General features: G+C 32.8%; 14 protein-coding genes. 6 read left to right on the plus strand and 8 right to left on the minus strand.

The window, feature by feature from the left end; genetic code table 11:
* Positions 1 to 48: 48 nt before the first annotated feature.
* From NYQ10_RS10310 to NYQ10_RS10330, 5 genes are all read right to left on the minus strand, one after another.
* Positions 49 to 1,554 (minus strand): sodium:solute symporter, encoded by a 1,506-nt coding sequence (locus NYQ10_RS10310; RefSeq protein ID WP_289880574.1) that lies wholly within the window; start codon positions 1,552 to 1,554, stop codon positions 49 to 51.
* 23 nt (positions 1,555 to 1,577) lie between these two features.
* Positions 1,578 to 2,399: an N-acetylmuramic acid 6-phosphate etherase gene (gene murQ, locus NYQ10_RS10315; protein ID WP_289880575.1), complete on the minus strand. Its 822-nt coding sequence runs from the start codon at positions 2,397 to 2,399 to the stop codon at positions 1,578 to 1,580.
* 132 nt (positions 2,400 to 2,531) lie between these two features.
* Complete coding sequence (locus tag NYQ10_RS10320) at positions 2,532 to 3,731, minus strand: exo-beta-N-acetylmuramidase NamZ family protein (RefSeq protein ID WP_289880578.1); 1,200 nt, start codon at positions 3,729 to 3,731, stop codon at positions 2,532 to 2,534.
* Between the two features lie 239 nt (positions 3,732 to 3,970).
* Positions 3,971 to 5,707, minus strand: coding sequence for a RagB/SusD family nutrient uptake outer membrane protein (locus NYQ10_RS10325; protein ID WP_289880580.1), 1,737 nt, complete (start codon positions 5,705 to 5,707; stop codon positions 3,971 to 3,973).
* 32 nt (positions 5,708 to 5,739) lie between these two features.
* The gene (locus tag NYQ10_RS10330) at positions 5,740 to 9,018 is read right to left on the minus strand and encodes a SusC/RagA family TonB-linked outer membrane protein (RefSeq protein ID WP_289880582.1); all 3,279 of its coding nucleotides are present in this window, start codon (positions 9,016 to 9,018) and stop codon (positions 5,740 to 5,742) included.
* A gap of 246 nt (positions 9,019 to 9,264) precedes the next feature.
* Here NYQ10_RS10330 and NYQ10_RS10335 point away from each other — a divergent pair, with 246 nt between their 5' ends.
* The 6 genes from NYQ10_RS10335 to NYQ10_RS10360 all read left to right on the plus strand — a co-directional run bounded on the left by NYQ10_RS10335 (position 9,265) and on the right by NYQ10_RS10360 (position 19,144).
* A complete protein-coding gene (locus NYQ10_RS10335; RefSeq protein ID WP_289880584.1) occupies positions 9,265 to 10,014 on the plus strand; it encodes a DeoR/GlpR family DNA-binding transcription regulator in 750 nt (249 codons plus the stop codon).
* Between the two features lie 135 nt (positions 10,015 to 10,149).
* Positions 10,150 to 11,046: an alpha/beta hydrolase gene (locus NYQ10_RS10340; RefSeq protein WP_289880586.1), complete on the plus strand. Its 897-nt coding sequence runs from the start codon at positions 10,150 to 10,152 to the stop codon at positions 11,044 to 11,046.
* Positions 11,047 to 11,300: 254 nt separating this feature from the next.
* The gene (locus tag NYQ10_RS10345; RefSeq protein ID WP_289880587.1) at positions 11,301 to 13,136 is read left to right on the plus strand and encodes an outer membrane protein assembly factor BamB family protein; all 1,836 of its coding nucleotides are present in this window, start codon (positions 11,301 to 11,303) and stop codon (positions 13,134 to 13,136) included.
* A gap of 71 nt (positions 13,137 to 13,207) precedes the next feature.
* Positions 13,208 to 14,689: a glycoside hydrolase family 10 protein gene (locus NYQ10_RS10350; RefSeq protein ID WP_289880590.1), complete on the plus strand. Its 1,482-nt coding sequence runs from the start codon at positions 13,208 to 13,210 to the stop codon at positions 14,687 to 14,689.
* Positions 14,690 to 14,699: 10 nt separating this feature from the next.
* A complete protein-coding gene (locus NYQ10_RS10355) occupies positions 14,700 to 16,004 on the plus strand; it encodes a serine hydrolase domain-containing protein (protein WP_289880591.1) in 1,305 nt (434 codons plus the stop codon).
* 236 nt (positions 16,005 to 16,240) lie between these two features.
* The gene (locus NYQ10_RS10360) at positions 16,241 to 19,144 is read left to right on the plus strand and encodes an FAD-binding and (Fe-S)-binding domain-containing protein (RefSeq protein ID WP_436836306.1); all 2,904 of its coding nucleotides are present in this window, start codon (positions 16,241 to 16,243) and stop codon (positions 19,142 to 19,144) included.
* Between the two features lie 408 nt (positions 19,145 to 19,552).
* On the opposite strand, the gene NYQ10_RS10365 is transcribed toward NYQ10_RS10360, so the two are convergent.
* The 3 genes from NYQ10_RS10365 to NYQ10_RS10375 all read right to left on the minus strand — a co-directional run bounded on the left by NYQ10_RS10365 (position 19,553) and on the right by NYQ10_RS10375 (position 24,555).
* Complete coding sequence (locus NYQ10_RS10365; protein WP_289880594.1) at positions 19,553 to 22,207, minus strand: hypothetical protein; 2,655 nt, start codon at positions 22,205 to 22,207, stop codon at positions 19,553 to 19,555.
* 6 nt (positions 22,208 to 22,213) lie between these two features.
* Entirely contained in the window at positions 22,214 to 23,035 is an 822-nt protein-coding gene (locus NYQ10_RS10370) for a GLPGLI family protein (RefSeq protein ID WP_289880595.1), read from the minus strand.
* A 362-nt stretch (positions 23,036 to 23,397) separates the two neighbouring features.
* The gene (locus NYQ10_RS10375; RefSeq protein WP_289880598.1) at positions 23,398 to 24,555 is read right to left on the minus strand and encodes a Gfo/Idh/MocA family protein; all 1,158 of its coding nucleotides are present in this window, start codon (positions 24,553 to 24,555) and stop codon (positions 23,398 to 23,400) included.
* Positions 24,556 to 24,869: the final 314 nt, after the last annotated feature.

Consider the following 24,869-nt stretch of genomic DNA (forward strand, 5'->3'; position numbering starts at 1 on the left):
TCATTTTTTGAGTATTCAGGTAAAAGTCTGAATTCTTTATTTTGGCTTTTAAAAAGAGATTTTTTCTTCTGTGCGTTTACTAGTTAAATAAATTCCGATGTAAGTAAATAATCCGTTGATGATTATTAATTCGTTATCAAAAGTATACCCAAATAATTGTGCTGAGTTTTCGCTTAAGAAATACGTAAATATTGGCGAAATAATACAGATAATCGGAATAAGTTTATCATTTACTAATCTTGATTTTTGCAATAATCCGAAAGCGTATAATCCTAATAATGGCCCGTAAGTATACGATGCAGCTCTGAAAATTAATGCCACGACAGAAGCATCATTAAAGGAATTCAATACAATAATTACCATAAAAAGTAAGATTGAAAAAGCAAAATGTACCCAATGTCTTATCGTTACATTTTTAGTATTGTCGAGATTTTCAGATTTGTCCATGCCAAGAAAATCAACACAAAATGAAGTAGTTAAAGCGGTTAAAGCTGAATCGGTTGTGGCAAAAGTCGCAGCGATAATTCCCAAAAGAAAAACAAATGCCGGAACTATTGACAAATGATTTAAAGCAATTTCTGGGAAAAGTAAATCGGTTCTTGGTTTTCCTGTTGCTAAATCTAACGGAATTTCAACATTATTTTTTGCAGCGTAGATGTATAATAAAGCGCCCAAACTCAAGAAAATAATATTGATTAAAACAAAAATTCCTGTAAATGTGAACATGTTTTTTTGCGCTTCGCCAATGTTTTTGCAGCTTAGGTTTTTCTGCATTAAATCTTGATCGAGCCCAACCATTGCTATAGTAACAAACATTCCTCCTAAAATTTGCTTTACAAAGTGGTACTTGCTCGTAAAGAAATCATCGAAGAAAAATACTTTAGAATAATTACTATTCTGAATGGTTGAAACCGACTCAAGAACAGTCAGGTTAAGACTGTCACAAACAAAATAAATGGTTATAAACACTGAACTAACTAAAAAAAACGTCTGTAGTGTATCGGTAATAATAATGGTTTTTAAGCCGCTTCTAAAGGTGTACAAAAAGATAAGCGCCAAAGCCAAAAGTACCGTTACAGGAAATGGTATATGGAAATCATTGAAAACATATCGTTGTAAAACAATGACAACCAAATACAATCTAAAAGCTGAACTAATGGTTCTGCTTACTAAAAATATCGAAGCTGCCGTTTTGTAACTTCTAATTCCCATTCTGTGTTCGATATAGCTGTAAATCGAAGTCAGATTCATTCTGTAGTAGAGTGGAAGCAAGACTTTTGCAATAATGATAAATCCGATTGCGTTTCCTAAAACAAACTGGAAATATTTAAATTGTTCTCCGTTTGGTGAACCAACTTCTCCAGGAACAGAGATAAAAGTTACTCCAGAAAGAGCAGTTCCAATCATTCCAAAAGCAACAAGGTACCATTTAGAGTTTTTGTTTGCTTTAAAGAAAGAATCGTTGTCTTGTCCTTTTTTACTGATTACGTTTGAAATAAAAAGTAAAAGACCAAAATAAACAAAGATGAAAATGAGGATTGTAGTAGAAGACATTTTGGTTTTGCTTTAATATTAGTTTATTTTTTGCTGTTATGATCTAACAAAACAGCGCGTACACTTTTATGTTTTTGCAGTAATTCTTCGGCTAAATCATATTCAATTCCCAATTCTTCCATAATCATTTTGATGCCTCGTTTTACTAGTTTTTCGTTAGACAACTGCATGTCTACCATTTTGTTGCCTTTTACTTTTCCAAGTTTTATCATTACAGAAGTTGAGATCATGTTCAAGGTCAGTTTTTGAGCTGTTCCCGCTTTCATTCTCGTACTTCCTGTTAAAAATTCAGGACCAACAATAACTTCAATTGGATAATCGGCTTCTTGTGCGATAAGTCCGTTGCTGATGCAAGAAATACTTCCTGTTTTAATATTATGTTCTTTCGCTTTTTTTAAAGCACCCAAAACATAAGGCGTATTTCCAGAAGCCGCAATTCCTATAATAAAATCTAGGCTTGAAATTTCAAATTTAGCTAAATCTTTCCAAGCTTGTTCGGTATCGTCTTCTGCATTTTCAACAGCTTTTCTAATTGCAGTATCTCCGCCGGCAATAATTCCGATAATCATGTCATGCGAAACACCAAAAGTTGGCGGACATTCAGAGGCATCTAAAATTCCGATACGACCAGAAGTTCCAGCTCCGATATAAAATAAACGTCCGCCTAATTGCATTTTTTTTACAATTGCTTTTACGAGTTTTTCAATTTTAGGAATCTGTCCTTCTATAATTTGCGGAACTTTTTGATCTTCTGTATTAATGTTGGTTAAGAGTTCTTTTACGCTCATTTGGTCTAAATCTTTATATAAAGATTCTTGTTCGGTTTCAGGATTTTTATTCTTCATTTTTCTTTTCTTTTTTTGGTTTTGAAACAGCTGATTTTGATATTTATGAGTTCGATTATTTGTATAAGGATTCTCTATTTTATAAAAAAAATAGTAAGTTTTGGAAATTTTTAATTCTGAAAAAAGCCTTATTTAGTAGAGTAAATACGGTTTTCTCATAATTTGAAAGGCTTGTAAATCTTTTTTCCAGCTTGCGCGAATTTCTTTTTCTGAAACTCCCGATTCTATTTGCTGCTGCAATTTTTTTGTTCCAGCAAGTTTGGTAAAAAAGGCATTGAAAAATTTAGATTTATCGGTGGTATTTTGATATGCTTTTAAGAGCCATTTTAATTCTAATTGTTTAAGTTTGGGATAGGAAGTTAAATCTTCACCAAAACATTCTTTTCCTTTATAAAGCGGATCTTTGGCTCCGAAATTAGGTTTTGGCGTAAAGCTGAAATTGGTTTTGGTTAAAAAAGGAGAACCGTAAATTTGGAATTGTTTTTCGGTTCCACGTCCCATACTGACATTCGTTCCTTCAAAAAGGCATAAACTTGCATACAAATTTATAGATTGATCGTTTGGCAAATTTGGTGACGGTTTAACCAATAAACCGTATTGCATATTTCGATTATAATTGGAACAAGGAATAACGGTTAATTTGCATTGTACGTCGTTTTTGAGCCATTTTTGCCCATTAATCATTTGTGCATATTCTCCAATTGTCATTCCGTGAAGGAGCGGAATAGGGTGCATGCCGACAAAACTGGTAAATTCTTTTTCTAAAAGCGGACCATCAACAATGCTTCCGTTTGGGTTTGGTCTGTCTAAGATTATAAGCGGTAAATTGTTTTCGGCGCAAGCCTCCATTACATAATGAAGTGAAGAAATATAAGTATAAAAACGAGCTCCAACATCCTGAAGATCAAAAATCATAATGTCGATTCCGTTTAATTGCTGAGGTTTCGGTTTTTTATTATCTCCATAAAGAGAAATGATTGATAAACCAGTTTTTGGATCTTTTCCGTCAACAACATGCTCGCCTGCATCGGCAGTTCCTCTAAAGCCATGTTCTGGTGCAAAGATGGTTTGTACCGCAATTTTTTTCTCTAATAAAAAGTCAACTAAATGTGTTTTATCAGATAAAATTCCTGTTTGATTGGTTACAATTCCTATTTTTTTGTCTTTTAAAAGCGGTAAATATTTTTCGTAATTATCTGCTCCAGTTTTTATTGCCGGAGGATTAATTTCTGATGTGCCGAATGTCATAGCTGTTGAAAACGAATTAGAATGCAAAGACGTTACAAACAGATAAACTGCAATAAAAACACTTTTTGAAATAAATTTTATCATTTTAATTACAATTAATAGTTAGGCAAAAATTGACTAATAAAATTAAGCTATTATTTGATTGGTTGTTGTTTGTGATTGATGATGAGAAATGAATATCTGAAATTTCAGATTGTAGCATTATAGGTTTTTGGTCATTGAACTCGCAATGAAAAAGCAATTTTTAAATACTGCCTCTGATTAGATTAATTCCAGAGGCAGTTTTATTATAAAGGGGCAAATAGTCTATTTAAGAAAGTGAATTACCAACCTGGATTTTGTTTCAATTCTACACCTTCTGCAGCGTATAAGTTGATATCATTTGTTGGAATTGCACTCAAGTAATTTTTCGGAGATACAAATAATCTTGAAACACCTGCTGCATAAGGAATTACATATCCTTGTGCGTTTACTCTTGTTTTAGTTGTTCCTCCTATCAAAGCAGGAATTCTAGCTCCTAAAACAACATCTGGATTTGAATTAGTATCCAAATAATCTCCTTTTTTCCAACGCATAAGATCTTCTTTTCTCATTGTAGTCCAAGCCATAAATTCGATTCTGCGCTCACGACGAATCTCCCATATAATCGGATTTACAATTCCAGAAATTTGTTCTAATGCTGTTGTTCTTTGCGGATCGTTTATTTGTACTCCACCAGCAGTTGCATTTGTGCCATCTGTAGTCAAAGTAGCAATTCCTGCACGTGTACGAACTTTGTTAAGAGATAAATCAAGATCAACATTAGTAATTGTACCTAATTCTGCACATGCTTCAGCATAATTTAAATACACCTCGCTTAATGTGAAAACGGGAGCATCAATTTGATTTTGTCCAATTGTTGAAACGTCTGTACCCGTTGTAGCAGGATTATTATACAATTGGAATACATAACCTGTGATTGAGGTTAAACCATTGTAAGGTTTATCAGAGTAAGCATAATCTGCATTGCTGAAAGCTTTAGCAAATCTTGGATCTCTGTTAGCAAAAGTATTAGCAATAGTAGCATCACCTAAAAACTGAGCGTTTCCAGCTTGTTTGATAGGCAATCCATTTGTAGTTACATAACTTTCTGCTGCAAATTTTGTCAATCCGTTTTGAACAGTAGAAGTATTGGTATAAGCTTGTACTGAATTTCCTAAAACACCTTTAATATATCTTTTAGTTAAGATTACCTCAGTATTATTCATTAACTCAACAGAGTTGTAAAGTGCTTTCCAATCTGCATTTAGTTTGAAAGCGTTATTATTCATCACGGCTAAAGCAGCTTCTTTTGCTTTTTGAAGATAAACATTTCCATTTTGCGCTAAATTGTATTTTCTGTAAGTACCCTCACCTAAACATACTCGGCTCAATAATGCATAAGCAGTATATTTATTTACAGTAACATTGCTGTCATCAACGTTTAGTAACATTGGAATTGCTTCTTCTAAATCTTTAATAACATTGTCGATCACTTCTGCTCTCGATAAAGCTGGTTTGTAAACATTTGCGTCACCTTGAGCTAAATATTTGTCTGTATAAGGCACATCGCCAAACTGCTGCGCTAAACGAAAATATGTATGAGCTCTGAAGAATTTTGCAACACCGATATAATGATTTTTCTTAGTCTGGTCCATTGGCACGTTAGGAACTCTTTCTAACATAAGATTGCAACGACGAATCAAAGTGTAATATTCGTTCCAGTTTGTATTAGTTGCATTTGGAGCTGTTAGAAAGTTAGTGAAAACGTTCATTGCCAAGTTGTCATCTATTAATCCTGTAGACGAAGCATGAAAGTAGAAATCAGCCGTAGTACCAGCGTTATTTCCATACCCGTTAAACGTATTATAGTTCAACCAAGAGAATGTTTTTACGTTATTTTCTGAGGTCCAAAAATTGTCATCTGTAAATACATCCTCAGGAGGTGTATCCAAAAAATCTGAACAGCTAGCAGTAAGACCTGCAAAAGCAAGCAAGACAACTGATAGTTTTATCTTAGAGTTTATGATTAATTTTCTCATTTTAGTTAATTTTTGATTTTTAAATACATTTATTAAAACGCAAGTTGTATACCAACTGACCATGTTTTAGAGTAAGGGAAAGTTCTTCCCCAAACCGCTTCAGTTTCATTAATTTCAGGGTCTACAGGCAATTTGCTGCTTTTCCAAGTAGCTAAGTTGAAACCTGAAACATACGGTCTGATTTTGTCAAATCCGGCCTTTTGAGAAATGCTTTTCGGGAAAGTATATCCAAGAGTCATAGATTTTAAACGTAAATAAGACATATCTAATAAATAACGTGACTGTGCAACAAAATTGTTTGATCCAGGTGCATAAGCTCCGAAAGCATTAGTTGCGTGCCCAGGATATGGATTAGGGAAATACGCATCTGTATTTTCAGGTGTCCAGTAGTCATTCATACTTGCATACATAGCATCCGTTCTGTTGTAGAATGGTAGCACTAAGTCTGAAGTTGTCCAGAATTCACGTTTACCAACTCCTTGAAAGAAAGCATCAATATCAAATCCGTATAAAGTACCACCTAAACGAACTCCATATTGGTAGCGAGGTGTAGTATTTCCAATAACTTTTAAATCTCCTGGTTTAAGAGCTGTTCCATCTCCTCTAGAGATTACTCCGTCTCCATCTAAATCTTTGTACATCACATCTCCTGCACCATATCTAAAAGCACCAGTTCTTACATTTTTGTAATCAACACCGTTTACTATTAATCCTGTTGCATCAATTTGATCTGTTGTTTGAATTAATCGGTCTGTTTCTAATCCCCAGATTTCACCTAATTTTTGACCAGCATAGAAAGAACCTAAAAGTTTAGAAGAGTTGTTCCATTCTGTTACTTCTGTAGTATTATCAGAAAGTGTAAGATCTGCATAAACGTTGATATCTTTGTTTATCTGTTTATTAAAGTTAAGTGCAAGTTCCCAACCTCTTGTTCTTAAGTTTCCAGAGTTTGTATTAGCAGCAGCCTGACCAAATGAACCCGGAAGTGTTTTTCCAGGTGCTAACATTCCTTTAGTATCACGTTGATAGTAATCAAATGTTAAACCTAACATATTAAAGATACGAATATCAATACCAATATCCTGAGTTGTTACTTTTTCCCAAGTTAAATTCGGGTCAACATTTGAAGGTTGATTAACAGTTGGATTAACTGTCGTACCGCTACCTATCCAATAAGGATTAGGATTAGTGGTAACGTTAGTCATAACTGGTAAAAAGGCATTGTTAGCGATATTTTGATTTCCAATTGAACCAACAGAACCACGGATTTTCAAATCATTTAACCAGCCTCTAGTTCCTTCCATGAAACTTTCTTCAGAAATTCTATATCCAACAGAAGCAGAAGGGAAGAATCCCCATTGCTCATTAGTAGGGAATTTTGACGAACCGTCATAACGTCCGTTTAATTCCAGTAAATATTTTCCTTTATAATCGTAATTTACACGCGCAAAAAATCCGGCAATTGCATATCTTGATAAACCTGGATTTAAAGTGGTATTAGCAACAAGAGGCGAAGTAAATTGATCACCAATTGCTAAATTAAACTCTGGCTTGTTTTTGTCCAAAAGTGTATTTCTACGAGCGTAGGTTCTCTCAAAATCATACCATTCTGAGTTTAAACCACCTAATACTTTGAAGTTATGGTTTTCTCCTAATGTTTTAGTATAATTAGCATAAAAATTGGCTACATTTCTTGTAAAAGATGATTTGGATTGCGCCACAAAATCATTAGCCACTTCCATTGAAGTCGGTTTTCCTGAAACTAAGTCAGCTGCACCTGTCCAAAAGTCCCAAAGAGGCACTTGACCACCGTTCATTTTTAGACTTGAAAAATTAGTATTAAAACTATATTCTCCAATGATATTAAAGTCTTTTGTGATTTGAGCTGTAAGTTTTCCGCTTATCCTCATATCATTTGACTTACTTTCATTTTGAGACGCATTTGCCATATAACCTGGCGCGTGTCTAAAGTAAGTGCCATTATAAGTACCATAAGGGAAATAAGAACCCCAACGCATATAGTAACCAAAATAACCGTTACCAGCAGTATCAATACCATTGTTATAGTAGTTAAAAGGTGAATCATATTCTTGGAAAGTTCCTAAAACTTTAAAATCTCCAGTAAGCCAGCTTGCTAATTCTGTTGTTAGACCAAGATTAAGATTGAATCTTTGGTTGGTTTCGTTGTTAATTTTCATTACACCTTCTTGATTAGCAAGACCTAACGAAACAATAAACGAACTTTTCTCGCTCAAAGAACCTTGAGCAGATAAATTATGAAGTGTTTGTACTGCATTCTTTTTCAACATTTCATCATGCGGATTCCAAATTCTGTAGAAATATTCTTTTCCGCCAATAATGTCAAAATCTTGACCTAGAATCATATTCTTATCATTAGGATTTCTAGTTGCAGCGTAGTTTTGTTTCCAGTTAATGATACCAGGCAATAATGTTTTGTAGTTCATACCAAAAGATTCCGGATTTGCATTTCCAGCTCTAGCTTGTGCTTCGATCATTGCAGGAAGCTCTACAGTTGGATCATTAAATTGAACCAAAGAAATTGGATTGCTCCAACCTGTATTATTACTGTAAGCAAATCTTACTTTGCCTTTAGCATTTTTACCGCTTTTAGTAGTAATTAAGATAACTCCAAATGCAGCACGAGCACCATAAATAGAAGCAGAAGCAGCATCTTTAAGCACAGACATCGATTCTACGTCTTCTGCATTTAGCATTGATAAATCGCCTGGAACACCATCAACTAAAATAAGTGGAGATCCAGAAGCTTCTCCATTTACAATAGTTCCCATACCACGAATATTAATGTTTGATTGTTTACCTAAGTTACCTGAGTTACTAGTAATATTAAGTCCAGGAGTAGTTCCCTGTAAACCTTTTGTGATGTCAGTAACAGGAATACTTCCCAAGGCTTTTTTAACATCTACCTTTGCAACTGCTCCAGTAAGATTTACTTTTTTCTGAGAAGCGAATCCTACCACAACTACTTCATCTAATTTTGAAGTGCTTGGAGAAAGATCAACATTTACTTTTTGCTGTCCTTCAATTTTGATTGCTACGGTTTCAAAACCCATGTAGCTAAAACTAAGGCTTCGTCCAGGTGCGATGCTGATGCTGTAGTTTCCGTCAAAATCAGTTGAGGTTCCATTGGAGGTTCCCTGAATCATTACGCTGACACCAGGTATGGGGAATCCGTCCGCTTTGTTTTTTACCGTTCCAGTGATTGTTTTTGTTTGCCCAAATGTTGCTTGAATGAACAAAACCAACAATGAAATAAGAAATAGTTTTTTCATGATTACTTGGTTTTTTTTATGGTTGTTAAGCAAATATATTCAATTATTGCATACAAATGCATTTTTATTGTTAATATTTTTAAAAAATCTTTTGAATAACGCAAAATAACGCATATTTTAAATGTGTAATTTTTCTGTTTTATATTTTTTATAGCAAACATGCAGAAAAACGCATGTTTTGAGTCAAGTTTTATATTTCAATAAAATTATTTGATATATTTGTCGTGAATTTAAACTTTTAATAAAATGCTGAAAGCCGAAAGACATAAATATATCATGACGAAACTTGTTGAAGAACAAAAAGTTGTCACAACAGATTTGGCTTTGGCTTTGGACTTATCCGAGGATACAATTAGGAGAGATTTAAACGAACTGGACAGCAAAAAGCTTTTAGAGAAAGTTTACGGTGGAGCAGTGCAGGTAACAGAAAAATCAGCAGATGTTTTTAATATTAATATATCTGGAGAAGATGAGAAGATGAAGATAGTTACAAAAGCGTTGTCTTTGCTTCATGATGATCAGGTTATTATAATGAGTGGAGGAAGTACCAATTTGGTTTTTGCGAAGTTAATTCCAGCAGATTTAAAAGCTACTATATATACGTATAGTCTTCCAATTGCAATGCAGCTTTCACAACATCCAAATATTGATTTGATTTTTATTGGTGGAAAAATGCAGAAAAATGCAATGGTGACAATTGGTATGGATGTAATTCAGGTTGTTTCCAAAATCAAAGCAGATATTTGTTTCATTGGAGCGAGTAGCATTAATATTAAACAAGGTTTGACAGAAATTGGATACGAAATCTCAATTGTTAAAAAAGCCATGATAGAAGCTTCTGATAGAGTAGTTTCTATGTTTTCTTCTGATAAATTGAACACTAAAATGCCTCATGTGGTTTGCGATTTAAAACAATTGGATACCATTGTTACCAATCTTGATCCTGAAGATGCAAGTCTTGAAGAGTACAGAAAATCAGGAGTTTTTATACTTTAATCAATATATAGTTCAATTATTTTTGCATGTTTTTGCGTTATTTGTATTTTATTTTGTTAAATAACGCAAAATAATGTATTTTGTTTGTTTTTTGTATATATTTGTTAAAACTATTTTCTAACAAAACCAGATTATATGAAAAACCATATTTTCTCTATTTATAATGTATTTCAAAAAAGTAGAGAAACCTCCTTTAGAAAAAAACATAAAGCAAAAGCACTTTATACCTTATATTTAATTCTTTTATTTTGTTCTGCAAAAGCCGCAACAGTTGATACCATTCAGGTTTTTAGCCTATCAATGAATAAGAATATTAAAAGCTGTATTATATTTCCGGAGAGTTATAAAAAAAGCTATAAAAAATTCCCTGTTGTTTATCTTCTTCACGGATATAGCGGAAATTATGCTTCTTGGGCAAAAGATTTTAAAGAACTTAAAAGTCAGGTAGATCAATACAATTTTATTGTAGTCGGTGTAGACGGAAATTATTCAAGCTGGTATTTTGACAGTCCTATTGATCCAAGCTTTAAGTACGAAACTTATGTTACAAAAGAATTAGTTTCTTATATAGATCAAAAATACAGAACAATTCCTAATCGTGAAAACAGAGCTATTTCAGGCTTAAGCATGGGCGGGCATGGCGCTTTGTATTTGTCGTTTAAACATCAGGATATTTTTGGTGCGGCCGGCAGTATGAGCGGAGGAGTAGATTTTAGGCCATTTCCTGATAATTGGGATATTAAAAAACGTCTAGGAACTATAACCGAATTTCCTGAAAATTGGGAAAAATATACCGTTACCAATATGCTTGATTTGGTAAAAGACAATAATTTAAAATTGATTATAGACTGTGGTTTTGATGATTTTTTTATGGAAGTAAACAGACAGCTTCATGCTAAAATGCTTTCCCAAAAAATAAATCACGATTATATAGAACGCCCAGGAAAACATGATCTTCAATATTGGGAAAACTCTTTAAAATTTCAGTTGTTATTCTTCAATAATTTTTTCAACGATAAAATAAAATATTAGATAAGTAAGTGTGTATTGCGATTTTACCCATAAAAAAAGTAATGCATAAATTTTGGTTGGTTACCTATCCTAACAGGTTTTCAAAACCTGTTAGGTATTTTTTGCTTGTTTTTTAATAGCCACAGATTAAAATGATTTTTTTACGATTGTTGAGAATTAAATCTGCTGAATCTGCGTAAAAAAAACGAAGAAATCTAACTCAACTTGATCACAATATAATTTAAATGAAGGTTCAATAAATTAAAAAATAACTTATGAAAAATTTATTTTCAAGAATATTATTGCTTTTTATTATCGTTTCTGGTTTTTCTCAAAATGCAGAAAAATCAGGAAATATTAAGTTTGTACAGCTAACCGATTTGCACGTTTCGGTAGGAAATGACAATGATTTTTTATTGCAGAATATCGTAAAAGAAATTAATAATTCTGATTTTGAATTTGCAATTGTAACGGGAGACTTGACCAATCGCGGTGCTGATGACGAATTAAAACAAGTGCATTCAATACTTTCAAAATTGAAAATTCCGTATTATGTCATTTCTGGAAATCACGAAACCAATTGGAGCGAAAGCGCAGGTTTGACTTATAAAAAAATATTTGGTGAGGATAGATTTGTGTTCTCAAAGGGAGATTATGTTTTTATCGGATTTCCATGCGGACCTTATATGAAAATGGGAGATGGTTTTGTAAAACACGAAGATGTGCTTTGGCTCGATAAAACTTTAAAAGAAAATCTAAAAAACAGCAATAAAAAAGTCCTGAATTTTGCTCATTATCCGTTAGATAATAGCGTGAGCAATTATAAAGAAGTGCTTTCTGTTTTACAAAAATATCCAACTGTTGCCTCGTTTTGTGGTCACGGACACACTTTAAAAAAATATGATTTCTCAGGTTTGAGCGGTATAATGGGAACATCGATAACTTCGCTTGACGGAAAAACAAAAAGTTATAATGAAGTAATTATCAGCAAAGACAGTATTAGTATTTATCAAAAAGAAATAGATAAACCTGGAGTTTTTAGATTTTCGGTTCCGACAGCACCTTCTAAAATCGAAATTCCGAAAGATAATTTGGTAATGCAATTTCCTTTTATAAAAGATGTTGCTTCGATTTACAGCCTTCCTGCATTCGACAAAAAGAATGTTTATTTTACTAATTCGATTGGCGAAATAAAATCGGTTAATCTGAAAAATAAAGCGTTGAATTGGAAAACAGAAACAGGAAATTCCATTTATTTTTCACCCATAATTATAAAAAATACACTTGTAATTGGTACAATCGAAGGAAATTTACAAGGATTTGATACACAATCAGGAAAACAAAAATGGACAATTCCTGTTGGAGGCGTTTTAGTAGGTTCGCCAATTGCAGAAAATAATAAAGTTTATACAGCGAGTTCTACAGCATTTGTTTGCTTAGATGGTGTGACAGGTAAAGTCATCTGGAAGAATAATTTACCTGCGTCTTATTCGCAAGGAATTCCGTTGATACAAGGCGATAAAATAATTTTTGGAGTTTGGGATTCGTATATTTATTGTTTGAATAAAAACACAGGAAATCTAATTTGGAAATGGAACAATGGAAATGATAAGCAAATTTTGTATTCGGCTGGAAATGTAAATATGGTTTCAACAAAAAATCGACTTTATTTTGTTACCCCACAACGTTTCTTGACCATTTTGGATATCGAAACAGGGAAGACGCTTTTAAGAACTTCTAAATGGAAAATCAGAGAATCTATGGGTAAAAGCCAAGATGGAAAATGGTTTTATGGAAAAACTATGGATGGAGAATTGGTAAGAGTGCCACTTAATGATGATATTGAATTAACAGAAGAAAATGTAATTTCTCAAAGCAAAGTTTTAGATTTAAAACTTGGATATGAACATAATCCGGCTGGAATATTAGAAAAAAATAATAAAATTTATATCGGAAGCCGTAAAGGAGAAGTTATAATTGTAGATGCTGAAAAGTTTGAAATTATAAAACAAATTAATCTAGGAAGTTCAAGCATAAATGGTTTTACAGTTGATGATAAAGGACAAGTCTGGACATCACTTATCGAAGGCGGAATTTACTTACTAGAATAATTATTTACTATCCTAACAGGTTTTTAAAATCTGTTAGGTTGATTACAAAAATGAATCTAAAATACAATCTTATGAGAAGCCTAAAAATAATAATCCTAATACTGCTTTTTCAAACAAAACTTTTCAGTCAAGAATCACCGAAAAGAGAAATGCGTGCAGCTTGGATTTCTACTGTTGACAATATTGACTGGCCATCAAAACCAGGATTATTAGACAAGCAGATGAAAGCCGAAATGATTAGTATTTTAGATAATTTAAGATCTAATAATCTGAATACGGTAATTTTTCAAATTCGCCCAACGGCCGATGCTTATTATAAATCGACAAAAGAACCTGCTTCGCATTGGATAACGGGAACTCAAGGTCTTGCGCCAGGATTTGATCCGTTGCAAATGATGATTGACGAAGCAGGAAAAAGAGGAATGAATGTTCATGTTTGGCTAAATCCATATCGAGTTCAAAAAGATACGGTAAAAGATGTTTTGACTAAAACGCATTTGTTTTTTAAGAAACCAGAACTGTTTTTGACTTACGGAAAATCAAGATATTTTAATCCAGGTTATAAAGAAACCAGAGATTTTGTTTCTTCTGTAGTTGGCGAAATTGTTCGAAATTATGACATTCAAGCCGTTCATATGGACGATTATTTTTATCCATATAAAATTGAAGGACAAGAGTTTCCAGATGAAAAAGCTTTCGCTAAAGAACCACGACAGTTTAAAGACAAAGACGATTGGAGAAGAGATAATGTCGATTTAATCATCAAGCAAATTAGAGATACTATTATTGCTAATAAACCAGAAGTCGAATTCGGAATTTCGCCTTTCGGGGTTTGGCGTAATATTGCTAAAGATTCTCAAGGTTCTAACACAAAGGCCGGAGCAACCAATTATGACGATTTGTACGCCAACATTTTAAAATGGCAAAAAGAAAACTGGATCGATTATGTAACGCCACAATTATACTGGCATATTGGTTTTGATAGAGCTAATTTTGAAGTTTTGGCAAAATGGTGGGCAGAACACAAATATGGGGTTAATGTTTATGTTGGACATGGCGATTATAAAATTTCTAACTCAGCAAAAGAGCAAGAATGGAGAAGTCCAGATCAAATTGTGAAACAAATCGAAATGATTCGAAAAATGCCTCAAATAGATGGTTCGATGCATTTTACAGCAAATTCATTCTTTAAAAAAGGAGACACGCTCCGAAATGCTCTTATTCAAAAACCATATAAATATATTGCCTTAACTCCAGAAGCTAATAGAATTACAAGAATAAAACCGCTATCGCCAACAAATGCAATAATTACTAAAAAAGGCGACAAAGCAATACTAAATTGGAAACCTGAAATGTATGATAAGAAATATGTAATTTACAGATTTCCAAAAGGCAAGATTACTGATTTCTCCAATCCAATGAATATTTATTACGTAACAACGCTAACAAAATTGGAAGTTTCAAATCCTGATTTAGAGAATTATGTTTATGCTGTTTCTGCTTTGAGTCAAACCCAGACAGAAAGCAATCCGGTAGAATTTTCAACAAAATAAAAATACAATAATGAAAAACATAATAGCTAATATTGTATTCGCATTTTTGATTCTGTTAGGAATCAGCGGTTATGCTCAGAATAAGTCGAAAAAGTCTTTTGATGTAAAACAAAATGAAGTTTATATCGATTCGATGATGACCAATGCACTTGAAAAAGGATTTTTTCCTGGTGCTCAAGTTATTGTTGGAAGTAAAGACGAAGTGTTTATTTCAAAAAATTATGGTTTTGAAGATTATTCTAAAAAACAACCCGTAAAAAATGATGACGTTTACGATCTAGCTTCGATGTCTAAAGTTTTGGGTGCAACATTAGTAACCATGCGTTTGGTGGGCGAGAATCAAATGAAAATTACAGATAAATTGGGTGATGCAGTTCCTTTTTTCAAAAATACACCAATTGCCGATTTAACACTTTTCGAATTATTAACGCATACTTCAGGATTAAAAGCGAGTATTACTTTTTATCAAGATATGCTTTCAACGCCTGATGGTTCGCCTTTGTTGAGCAATCAAAAATCAGCAGATTATCCAGAATTGTTTGATACAATGTATGTGAACAAAAATATTGTTTATGATGCCAATTATCTTTCATTTACACCAAAGGAAAATTGGATTCAGATTTATAAAAACATGTGGCTGAATCCTGAATTTTACAAAACAGTTTATAATCAGATTGCTCATGCCAACGTTAATCAGAGAGGAAAATATGTGTACAGCGATTTAAATTTGCTTTTGGTTAAAGAAATGATTGAAACCAAAACAGGAAAGAAACTCGATGAACTAACAAGAGAAATTTATACAGAATTAAGTATTTCTAAAATTGGATACAATCCGTTAAAATGGACTTCTATCGAAAATGTAACGCCTACAGAATTGGATAATTTCTTTAGAAAAGATACAATTAGAGGATATGTTCACGATGAAGCGGCGGCTATTTTTGGAGGCGTTTCAGGAAATGCAGGTTTGTTTGCCAATGCACAATCTATTTCTGTTATCTGCCAAATGTTGTTAAATGATGGAAAATTTCAAGGAAAACAAATTCTAAAAGCAAAAGTGATAAAAGAGTTTATACAATCGCCTTTAGCAAAAGAAGGAATCTACCGCGGACTTGGTTTCGATAAAAGAAAACCAGACGAATTTTTCAAAGCAAATGATTTTGGACACACAGGATTTACAGGAACTTTTTTCTTTATGAATCCAGACAATAATAGATTTACCGTTATTTTAACCAATCGTGTAAATCCAACAAGAACCAACAGATTAATGTATAAAGATGATTTTATGGCAAAAATCTGGAGAGAAATCAATAAGTAAAAGTTTGCTAGATATTTAAAGAATTAAAAAGAGTTTTTCACGCAGATTTCGGCAAATTTATTTTAGATAAAAAAAGAATCTGCAATATCTGCTTAAATCTTTTTAAATCTGTGTGAAATAAAAAATAATCCTTTAAATCTGTTGCAAAAAAAGAAACATAACTATTGAAATTACAGTAATTTTGTAATCTCATCAACAAAAAATAAAATTCGTTTTAGACAACAAATTAGAATATAATGTCAAACCAAGAGTTACAGCAGTTATCCGAATCATTAGAAGGAACACTTTTATATGATGATCTTCATAAAACACTTTATTCTACCGATGCTTCGGTGTACAGAATTAGACCAAATGCTGTGGCATTGCCAAAAACTACGGTAGATATCAGTAAATTAATTCGTTTTGCGGCGAAACACAATATTTCGGTTACGCCAAGAACAGCAGGAACTTCATTAGCAGGTCAGGCGGTTGGAGACGGACTTGTGATTGATGTTTCGAAACATTTTACCAAAATATTAGGTTATAATGCGGAGAAAAAAACGGTAACGGTTCAGCCAGGTGTGATTCGTGATGAACTGAATTTATTCTTGAAACCTCACGATGTTTTCTTCGCTCCAATTACTTCGACTTCAAACCGTGCGATGATTGGCGGAATGGTAGGAAACAATTCATCTGGAACAACTTCGATTCGTTATGGTGTAACTCGCGATAAAATTGTTGAGGTAAAAACGATTTTAAGTGACGGAACAGAAGTAGCTTTTGGCGAACTGACATCAGCTGAATTTATTGAAAAAACGAAAGGAGATTCTTTAGAAAATAAAATCTACAAAAGCGTTTACGACGAACTTTCGGTAAAAGAAAATCAGGAAGAAATTATAAGAGAATTTCCAAAACCGGAAATTCACAGAAGAAATACAGGTTATGCCGTAGATATTCTCCTAAAATCAGAATTATTTGGCGGAACAGAACCGACAGTCAATCTAGGAAAATTACTTTGCGGAAGTGAAGGAACTTTGGCTTTTACAACCGAAATCACTTTAAAAGTAGACGATTTGCCGCCTGCACATAATATTATGGTCGTGGCGCATTATCATACCATTCAGGAATCTTTAGAATCTGTTGTTGTGGCGATGAAACATCATTTGTACACTTGCGAAATGATCGACGACACGATTTTGGATTGTACAAAAACGAACCGTGAACACATTAAAAATCGTTTCTTTTTGGTTGGCGAACCAAAAGCGATTATGCTTTTTGAAGTAGCTTCACACAATTTAGAAGATGCCGAAAAACAAGCCGATGCTTTAATTGCAGATTTAGAAAAACATAATTTTGGTTACGCAAGCGTTAAAATTTACGGATCAGATATTGATAAAGCCAATGAACTTAGAAAAGCCGGATTAGGTCTTTTAGGAAGCATTGTTGGCGATGATAAAGCTGCTGATTCTATTGAAGATACAGCCGTAGAGTTAAGTGATTTGCCAGCTTATATTGCGGAGTTTTCAGCTATGATGTTAAGTCACGGACAAGAAGCAATTTATTACGCGCATGCTGGTGCTGGAGAATTGCACTTGCGTCCGGTTTTGAATTTGAAGAAAACGGAAGATTTAAAACTATTCAGAACCATTGCAACCGATGTAGCGCATTTGGTGAAAAAATATAGAGGTTCATTAAGTGGTGAACATGGTGACGGAATCGTGCGTGGCGAATTTATTCCGTTTATGATTGGCGATAAAAACTACGAATTGCTGAAAAGATTAAAATTAGCTTTTGATCCAAATTCGGTTTTGAATATAGGGAAGATTGTCAATGCGTTGAAAATGGACGAAAATCATCGTGTAATTTCGGGAAGGGTAGAACCAGATATTAAAACATTTCAGGATTTCTCAGACAGTTTAGGAATTTTACGTGCGGCTGAAAAATGCAACGGTTCTGGAGATTGCCGAAAAATGCCATCTGCGGGAGGAGCAATGTGTCCGAGTTATCGCGCGACCAGAAATGAAAAAGAAACGACTCGTGCACGTGCAAATGCTTTACGTGAATATTTGACGTATTCTGAAAAAGAAAACAAATTTGACCAGAAAGAATTATACGAAGTTTTTGAGTTATGTGTAAGCTGTAAAGCCTGTGCGAGCGAATGTCCTAGTAATGTTGACGTTGCAACTCTGAAAGCGGAATTTTTATACCAATATCAAAAAGCAAACGGATTCTCAACCCGAAGTAAAATTTTTGCCAACAACGCTAAACTGAATAAAATGGGAAGTTTGTTTCCATCTATCACGAATTTTATTTCGAATCAGTCTTTGGTTAAAAAATCAATGGGAATTGCACCCGAAAGACAAGTTCCGCTTTTGGCGAAAAAGACTTTTAGAAAATGGTATGCAAATAATAAACCAGCAGGAACAGATTTTCCAAACGGAAGATTATATTTATTTGTAGATGAATTCACGAATTATTATGATGTGAATATCGGAATTGATGCTTTTGAATTATTGACTAAACTAGGATATCAGGTTTTGGTTATTGATCATGAGGAAAGTGGAAGAACGTATCTTTCGAAAGGATTTTTGGAAGAAGCGAAGAAAATCGCCAATCACAACGTAACTGTTTTTAAAGATTTGGTTTTAGCCAACGCGCCTTTAGTAGGAATCGAACCTTCGGCAATTTTGACTTTCAGGGACGAATATCTTCGTTTAGCTGATGACAAAGAAGCGGCTGAAAAATTATCAAGAAATGCTTTTACGATTGAAGAATTCTTCAAAAAAGAAATCATAGACGGAAAAATAACTTCAGATTCATTTTCAGAAGAAACCAAAGAAATTAAAATTCACGGACATTGTCATCAAAAATCTTTGAGTTCTGTTGAAGCAACTTTCGCTATGCTAAATCTTCCTAAAAATAATACCGTTACAATTTATAATTCAGGTTGTTGCGGAATGGCGGGTTCTTTTGGATATGAAAAAGAACATTATAAAGTAAGTATGCAAATGGGCGAGGATACTTTATTTCCTAAAGTAAGAAACACGGCAGAAAATGTAAAAATCGCAGCAGCAGGAACAAGCTGCCGTCATCAAATTTATGATGGAACTAAACGTGAAGCGCAGCATCCTGTTAGTATTTTGAGAAGCTGTTTGAAGTAATTTAACCGCAAAGTTCGCAAAGAATTACGCAAAGAGCGCTAAGAATTTTTTGCCACAGATTAAAGGATTAAAATGATTTTTAAAGAATATTTTAAACAAACCTAATCCTTAAAGTTTGTCATTTCTACGAAGGAGAAATCTCCGCGAGAAGCTCGACAAAGATTGGACTCTCGTTGCGGAGTTACTTGTGGAGATTTCTCCTTCGTCGAAATGACATAGAACGAGAAAAAATCCTTTTAATCCTTTAATCTGTGGCAAAAAAATATTAAAGCTTAACTTTCTTTCCAGTTTCAGCAGCTTTATAAAACCCGATAGCGCGGATTTGTAATCCGTGCCCGCAACGATTGAATGTTATATGTCTCGGATAGAATTAAAAAACTGATGGAAGCGGCAACGTACTTGCTAAATTTAAAAATTCCATTTAAGTTTCAGTAAAAAGTAACGAGGCAATAAATTATAACTGTATTTGTTTAGAGAGTAATCAGTTATTTGAATTTGTTCAAATTTATTTTCGTTAAAAATATTTTTTAAAACAAATGCGGCTTCCCATTTTTTATGTTTCGGATTATGTTTTACTTCAAAATCTACAAATAAATAATCATTGCTAGGATTATTCAGACTAGGAATAAAATAGTCTGAAATCGCGGTCATGTTCCAAGTTTTTGAAGGATTATAATAAAGTTTAAAATGATTTTCTAAAATTGAATTCTTATTCTTGTTTTGATTTTCGTCACTTTTAAAAACATTTAAAATGTAAGAAGTTTCATTTTCAAAATTCCATTTTAAATCAAAAGCAGTTTTAACATACAAAGACTCTCGAAACGCCTGACCTTGATTGTTTCGTAATTCAGAATTATTAATGCGATTTTGATAATTATTTAGTGAATAATTAGAATTTAACCGAAAAGTTGATGACAAATAAGGAATCAGCTTAGTTATTGAAAAATCAGCATTCCACTGATTATTGTTTGTTGGCAGAAAAAAGTAAGTTGATTTATTAAGTTGTGAGCTTATCGTTGTATTTTGAAAAAAATTCCCATTGTCTGTTTGAAATGTGATTCCACCATTCATTAAAAACTGATTAAACAGGTCCGATTTATTATAGTTTATCGAAATTCGTTTTGTTTTGGTAAAATTAAGAAGTGGCGTATTTTGTATTAATGAACGTGTATTTGTTAAAATCCAATTTGAGAATAAATGTCTTTCATCTAAAGGTTTTTGTGAATAAAGCGCATTGAAACTCAAAATATCAGTTTCATTGAGCTTATAAGATAAATTCAGTGAAGGTTCAAAGACAAAATCATTTTTCTTTTGATTTACAGAAGTTTCATAATCAGTAAATTCCTGATGCAAATAGCTTAATGAATATTTTGCCTCAAAAGTCCATCTATTAATAAAGTATTTGAACAATCCATTCTGATATATTTTACTTTTCTGATAATCATAATTATTTTGAAATGAAGCAGGAGCATCCACGTCAGAATCGGATAATTGAGATAAAAAAGAGGTGGAGTTAAAAATCCAGCCGGCAGAAAAATTAAATTTCTTTTTATTCTTTTTTCCTAATAATAAAAAATCTGCGTTTACAAATTGTTTTTTTGGATTCACTTCTTGAAAATTGACATTTACTAAAGGATCAATTGTTATATCTGGTGTTACATTAAACGTTTGCGGTATTTCGCTAATTGCATGTAAAAAGGTAGCCTGAAAAGCATTATCAGTCGAAAAACGCTTAATAAATTGTGCTTTTTGATTGAAGTAACGCGATTCTGAAGTTAATCTAGATTCAAAAACTGTGGTTTTATTCTGAAGATCTTCAGTAGGTGTTATAATATCTTCTTTTTGAAGTTTGAGATCATAGGTTAAAGATGCGTCTTTTTTTAGATTATATTTTAAATTAAAATCGGCTCTGTACTGCCTTGGCTTTTTTAAAATATTTGTGTAATCTGTTGTATGGATATCTCCACTTTCTAGGTAATATGTGTTTTCGTATGCCCGTTGGGCACTAATTCTATCATTTATAAAAGATAAATTTGTTTTGAGTTTTAATTGTTTTGTAATAGTAAAAATGGAATTATAACTTGCAAATAACTGATTGTTTAGATTTACGCGGTCATCACTTAAATTTGAACTAAAAACCGACTCTGGTAGTGTCTTGGAAACTTTTAACTGATCTTCTTTCAAAGCTTCTGCATTAAATTGAAAGCCATAATAATCTATTGGGGATTTATTTTCTCCCAAATTATTGAAGTTTATAGTTGTAAACGATTTATTCTTATTCGATATTCCCAATAGTAAGGCATCAATTTTATTCATAGGCTCGCCAGAGTCATTCCATCCGTTTCCATATTCCATAGAGCCAGACAAATCAACCATGCCTTTTTTTAAAACCAAATTTAAAGCTACTTTATCTCCTGTTTCAAATCCTTTTAACAACGGATTTTCATTATAATTTTCTATAGCCTGAACCTGATCTACCATATTGACATTGATATTTTTGGTTCCTATAGTGTAATTTGAATCAAATAAATTATCGCCGCCCAAAGTAACGGTTTCTATGCTTTTACCTTTAAATTTTATAATTCCTGATTTTTCATTGACTTCAATTCCTGGAAGTTTTTTGATGACATCAATTATTTTTGATTCATTACCATTTAAGAAAGACTTTACATTATACTTTGTGGTATCTTCAACTACTTCAATAGCTTTCGGTTTCTCTATGATTACTTCTTTTAAAACAATTTTTGAATCAGAAAACAATTGAATATCGTAATGGTATGTTTTGTCAGTTTCAGGATTGGATAAAACAATTTTTTCAGATAAGTAACCAAAGGATTTTACCTCTAAAAGTAAGCTTTTATAGTTGTTTTTTAATTGAAAGGAAAATTGGCCATTTCGAACCGTTTTGTATTCCTGAATTGGATTTTCATCTGTTCCTTCTCTCATCAATAAGGTTGCAACCTGAATGGGCGAACCGTTTTGATCGTTAATTTTGCCAACTATTTTTTGAGAATAAGACCATTGTATAAAAAATAATAAAATAAAAATAAATCTCTTTATCATATTTTATTATTTTATACCATACTTTTTATCGGCTGTATAATCGGTATCATTTTCCTCAATATAGCGTTCTTTAATCATTCTACGCATAACTACACCTCCTACCTGGCCGTCCGCGTATTGAAATTTATCCGCTGCTATAGCTTTTTCTTTATACAATTTTTTAAACTCATCCCAACTATATTTTTTGTCCTCTAAAAAGGGATTGGTAAAAATGGCACTGTTTATTGTTGCTAAGTCATTAAAACGAATGGATTGGGCTTTCCAGCTGTAATTATCTTTGTCATTAGAATAAGCTTCTAAAATAAACCCTGGTAAATCATCAAATTTCCATGGTCCACCCGGAGGTAAATCTGTTGTAAACCAAGCAGTATAATTACGCCCTCTGAATTCTGTTGTGGCTTTTTGGCATTTATAGTCCAATATCTCTTTATATTCTTCTGTTACTTTCCAGTTAAAAATGTTTATAGAATCTTTGATTACAAAAAAACGGGGTATAATAATATCTTTTAGATAGGTTGTTCCTTCTTTGTAATCCTTAAAAACAGTATTCAGATTTTTGCCTTTAGGATTCCATTCTAATCCTTGTTGAGCATTGGGCTTGAGAGTAGCGGCATTATCTGAATTGTTTTTTGTGATCTTATCGTACACGGAAAGTTGTTTACCAGGAAATAGCTGTAATTTTTCATAATAGGAATATTTGTTGTTATTAGCTCGAACTTGTATGAAGGAATATTCATAGTCAACTTCAATAATTTTATCATTTGTAGACTGAGCAGAAGTGATTATTGTAAAAAATAAAAACAAAATATAGGTATAATTTAATTTCATAGGTATATTTATTTTGCGTCGATTGCTATAGTATAAAGTTGCCTTATGTTCTCAATTGTAAAATATATCTAAACATTTAAGTTTTTTTTGTTAACAGGTGTAATATTACAAAAACAGAATTGAACATAAAGTGAAAATTTTCTTAAAAAAAATATACGAATTCATGCTTTTTAAGGTGAATTTTTTAAAAGATAATTTATTTATTGAGTTTTGGGTAATAATAAACAAATCACATTATTCTTTAAATTAAATTTTGCAAATCTACCCTGATGGGTAGATTTGCAATTCGTACTTGCAGAAATTAAACGCAATATAAAATGAGAGAAAAAATCCTTTTAATCCTTTAATCTGTGGCAAAAAAATTAAAGCTTAACTTTCTTTCCAGTTTCAGCAGCTTTATAAATTGCGTTAATGATTTTTACATCTTTAATCCCTTCTTCGCCTGTAATATGATTTGGAAGTTTTTGGTTTGCCAAAATGACTTTACAAATCTCATCCATTTGGGTTTGTTGTTGATTTATAACGGGAAAATTAAATGGTTTTCCATCCGATCTTTTTCCTATAAAAGGTCCATAGCTTACAGCAGGACTCATTTCAAAAAAGCCTTCATCTGCGGCAGCGTAAAAACGATCAATTCCAAAACCACAAGAACTGCTACAATTTGCAACGGCACCGCTCGGGAATTCCATTTGCCAAGTGATATTTTCTTCAACTTGAGAAAACATATTTTTGTTATTGACATATCCAAATTGTGCAGTAACGGCAATTGGTTCTTCGCCTAAAACGTAACGTGAAACCTGAATGCAATAAATTCCTAAATTAATCAAACAGCCGCCGCCTGCCCATTTTTTAGTCAATCTCCATTCTTTGCGGGCATTTAAATCAACTGGTTTATTAATGTCACGAACGTCATAAGTACTATAACCCAGACCAGTTTCAATATAACGAACTTGTCCCATAACTTTTTCTTGTCCGAGACGTTTTATTTCTAGATGATTTGGTTCGTAATGCAGGCGATAACCCATTGCTAATTGTACATTATTATCGTTGCAAACTTTTATCATTTCTTCGCAATCTTCAGGAGTAATTGCCATTGGTTTTTCAACAATAACGTGTTTTCCTGCTTTTGCAGCTCGAACAGTAAATTCTTTATGCAATGCATTTGGAGTTACAACATACACTAAATCAATGTCTTTGTTTTTTACGATTGAATCAAAATTTTCGTAGTTGTAAATATTCTTTTCAGGAATGTTATATTTCTTTTTCCATGTTTCTGCCTTAGATGGCGTGCCAGTAACAATTCCAGTAAGCTGGCAATATTCAGAAATCTGAAGTCCTTCAGCAAGAAGTGAAGCATAATTTCCTAATCCGCATAAAGCGATATTTAATTTTTTTCCTGTGTACGGGATATGTGTTTTTTCTGTTTCGGTGATAAAAGAAGGAAGTGAAGTCATTACGACTGAAGCTCCAACGCCTAGTCCAAATTTGTTTACAAAAGAACGTCTTGAAATTTTTTCCATAAAATGATTCTTTAAAATTAAATACTACTTGATTAGTAAGCTGATTTTAAGAAATGTTACATTTGTCATTGAAGAAAAGGGTTTCACGCAGATTAGGAAGATTTTAGCAGATTTAATTTAAAAAGTGAATTTAATCTACTGATATCTGCTTAAATCTTTTTTTAATCTGCGTGAAAAAAAAATAATCTGCTTTCAGATAGCTATCGAGAGAGTAGAAAAACTTGCGACTTTGAGTCTTAGTGGCAGAAAAATAATTCGTGGCAGAAAAAAACACCACTCAAAACAAAATCGTTTTATATATTTGATTTAACGAT

It is taken from the genome of Flavobacterium johnsoniae, assembly GCF_030388325.1.
Classification (GTDB): Bacteria; Bacteroidota; Bacteroidia; order Flavobacteriales; family Flavobacteriaceae; genus Flavobacterium; species Flavobacterium johnsoniae_C.

Bases quoted from the DNA above. Each gene is read 5' to 3' on its own strand.
- NYQ10_RS10310 (WP_289880574.1), bottom strand. From the start codon at position 1,554: ATGTCTTCTACTACAATCCTCATTTTCATCTTTGTTTATTTTGGTCTT.
- murQ (WP_289880575.1), bottom strand. From the start codon at position 2,399: ATGAAGAATAAAAATCCTGAAACCGAACAAGAATCTTTATATAAAGAT.
- NYQ10_RS10320 (WP_289880578.1), bottom strand. From the start codon at position 3,731: ATGATAAAATTTATTTCAAAAAGTGTTTTTATTGCAGTTTATCTGTTT.
- NYQ10_RS10325 (WP_289880580.1), bottom strand. From the start codon at position 5,707: ATGAGAAAATTAATCATAAACTCTAAGATAAAACTATCAGTTGTCTTG.
- NYQ10_RS10330 (WP_289880582.1), bottom strand. From the start codon at position 9,018: ATGAAAAAACTATTTCTTATTTCATTGTTGGTTTTGTTCATTCAAGCA.
- NYQ10_RS10335 (WP_289880584.1), top strand. From the start codon at position 9,265: ATGCTGAAAGCCGAAAGACATAAATATATCATGACGAAACTTGTTGAA.
- NYQ10_RS10340 (WP_289880586.1), top strand. From the start codon at position 10,150: ATGAAAAACCATATTTTCTCTATTTATAATGTATTTCAAAAAAGTAGA.
- NYQ10_RS10345 (WP_289880587.1), top strand. From the start codon at position 11,301: ATGAAAAATTTATTTTCAAGAATATTATTGCTTTTTATTATCGTTTCT.
- NYQ10_RS10350 (WP_289880590.1), top strand. From the start codon at position 13,208: ATGAGAAGCCTAAAAATAATAATCCTAATACTGCTTTTTCAAACAAAA.
- NYQ10_RS10355 (WP_289880591.1), top strand. From the start codon at position 14,700: ATGAAAAACATAATAGCTAATATTGTATTCGCATTTTTGATTCTGTTA.
- NYQ10_RS10360 (WP_436836306.1), top strand. From the start codon at position 16,241: ATGTCAAACCAAGAGTTACAGCAGTTATCCGAATCATTAGAAGGAACA.
- NYQ10_RS10365 (WP_289880594.1), bottom strand. From the start codon at position 22,207: ATGATAAAGAGATTTATTTTTATTTTATTATTTTTTATACAATGGTCT.
- NYQ10_RS10370 (WP_289880595.1), bottom strand. From the start codon at position 23,035: ATGAAATTAAATTATACCTATATTTTGTTTTTATTTTTTACAATAATC.
- NYQ10_RS10375 (WP_289880598.1), bottom strand. From the start codon at position 24,555: ATGGAAAAAATTTCAAGACGTTCTTTTGTAAACAAATTTGGACTAGGC.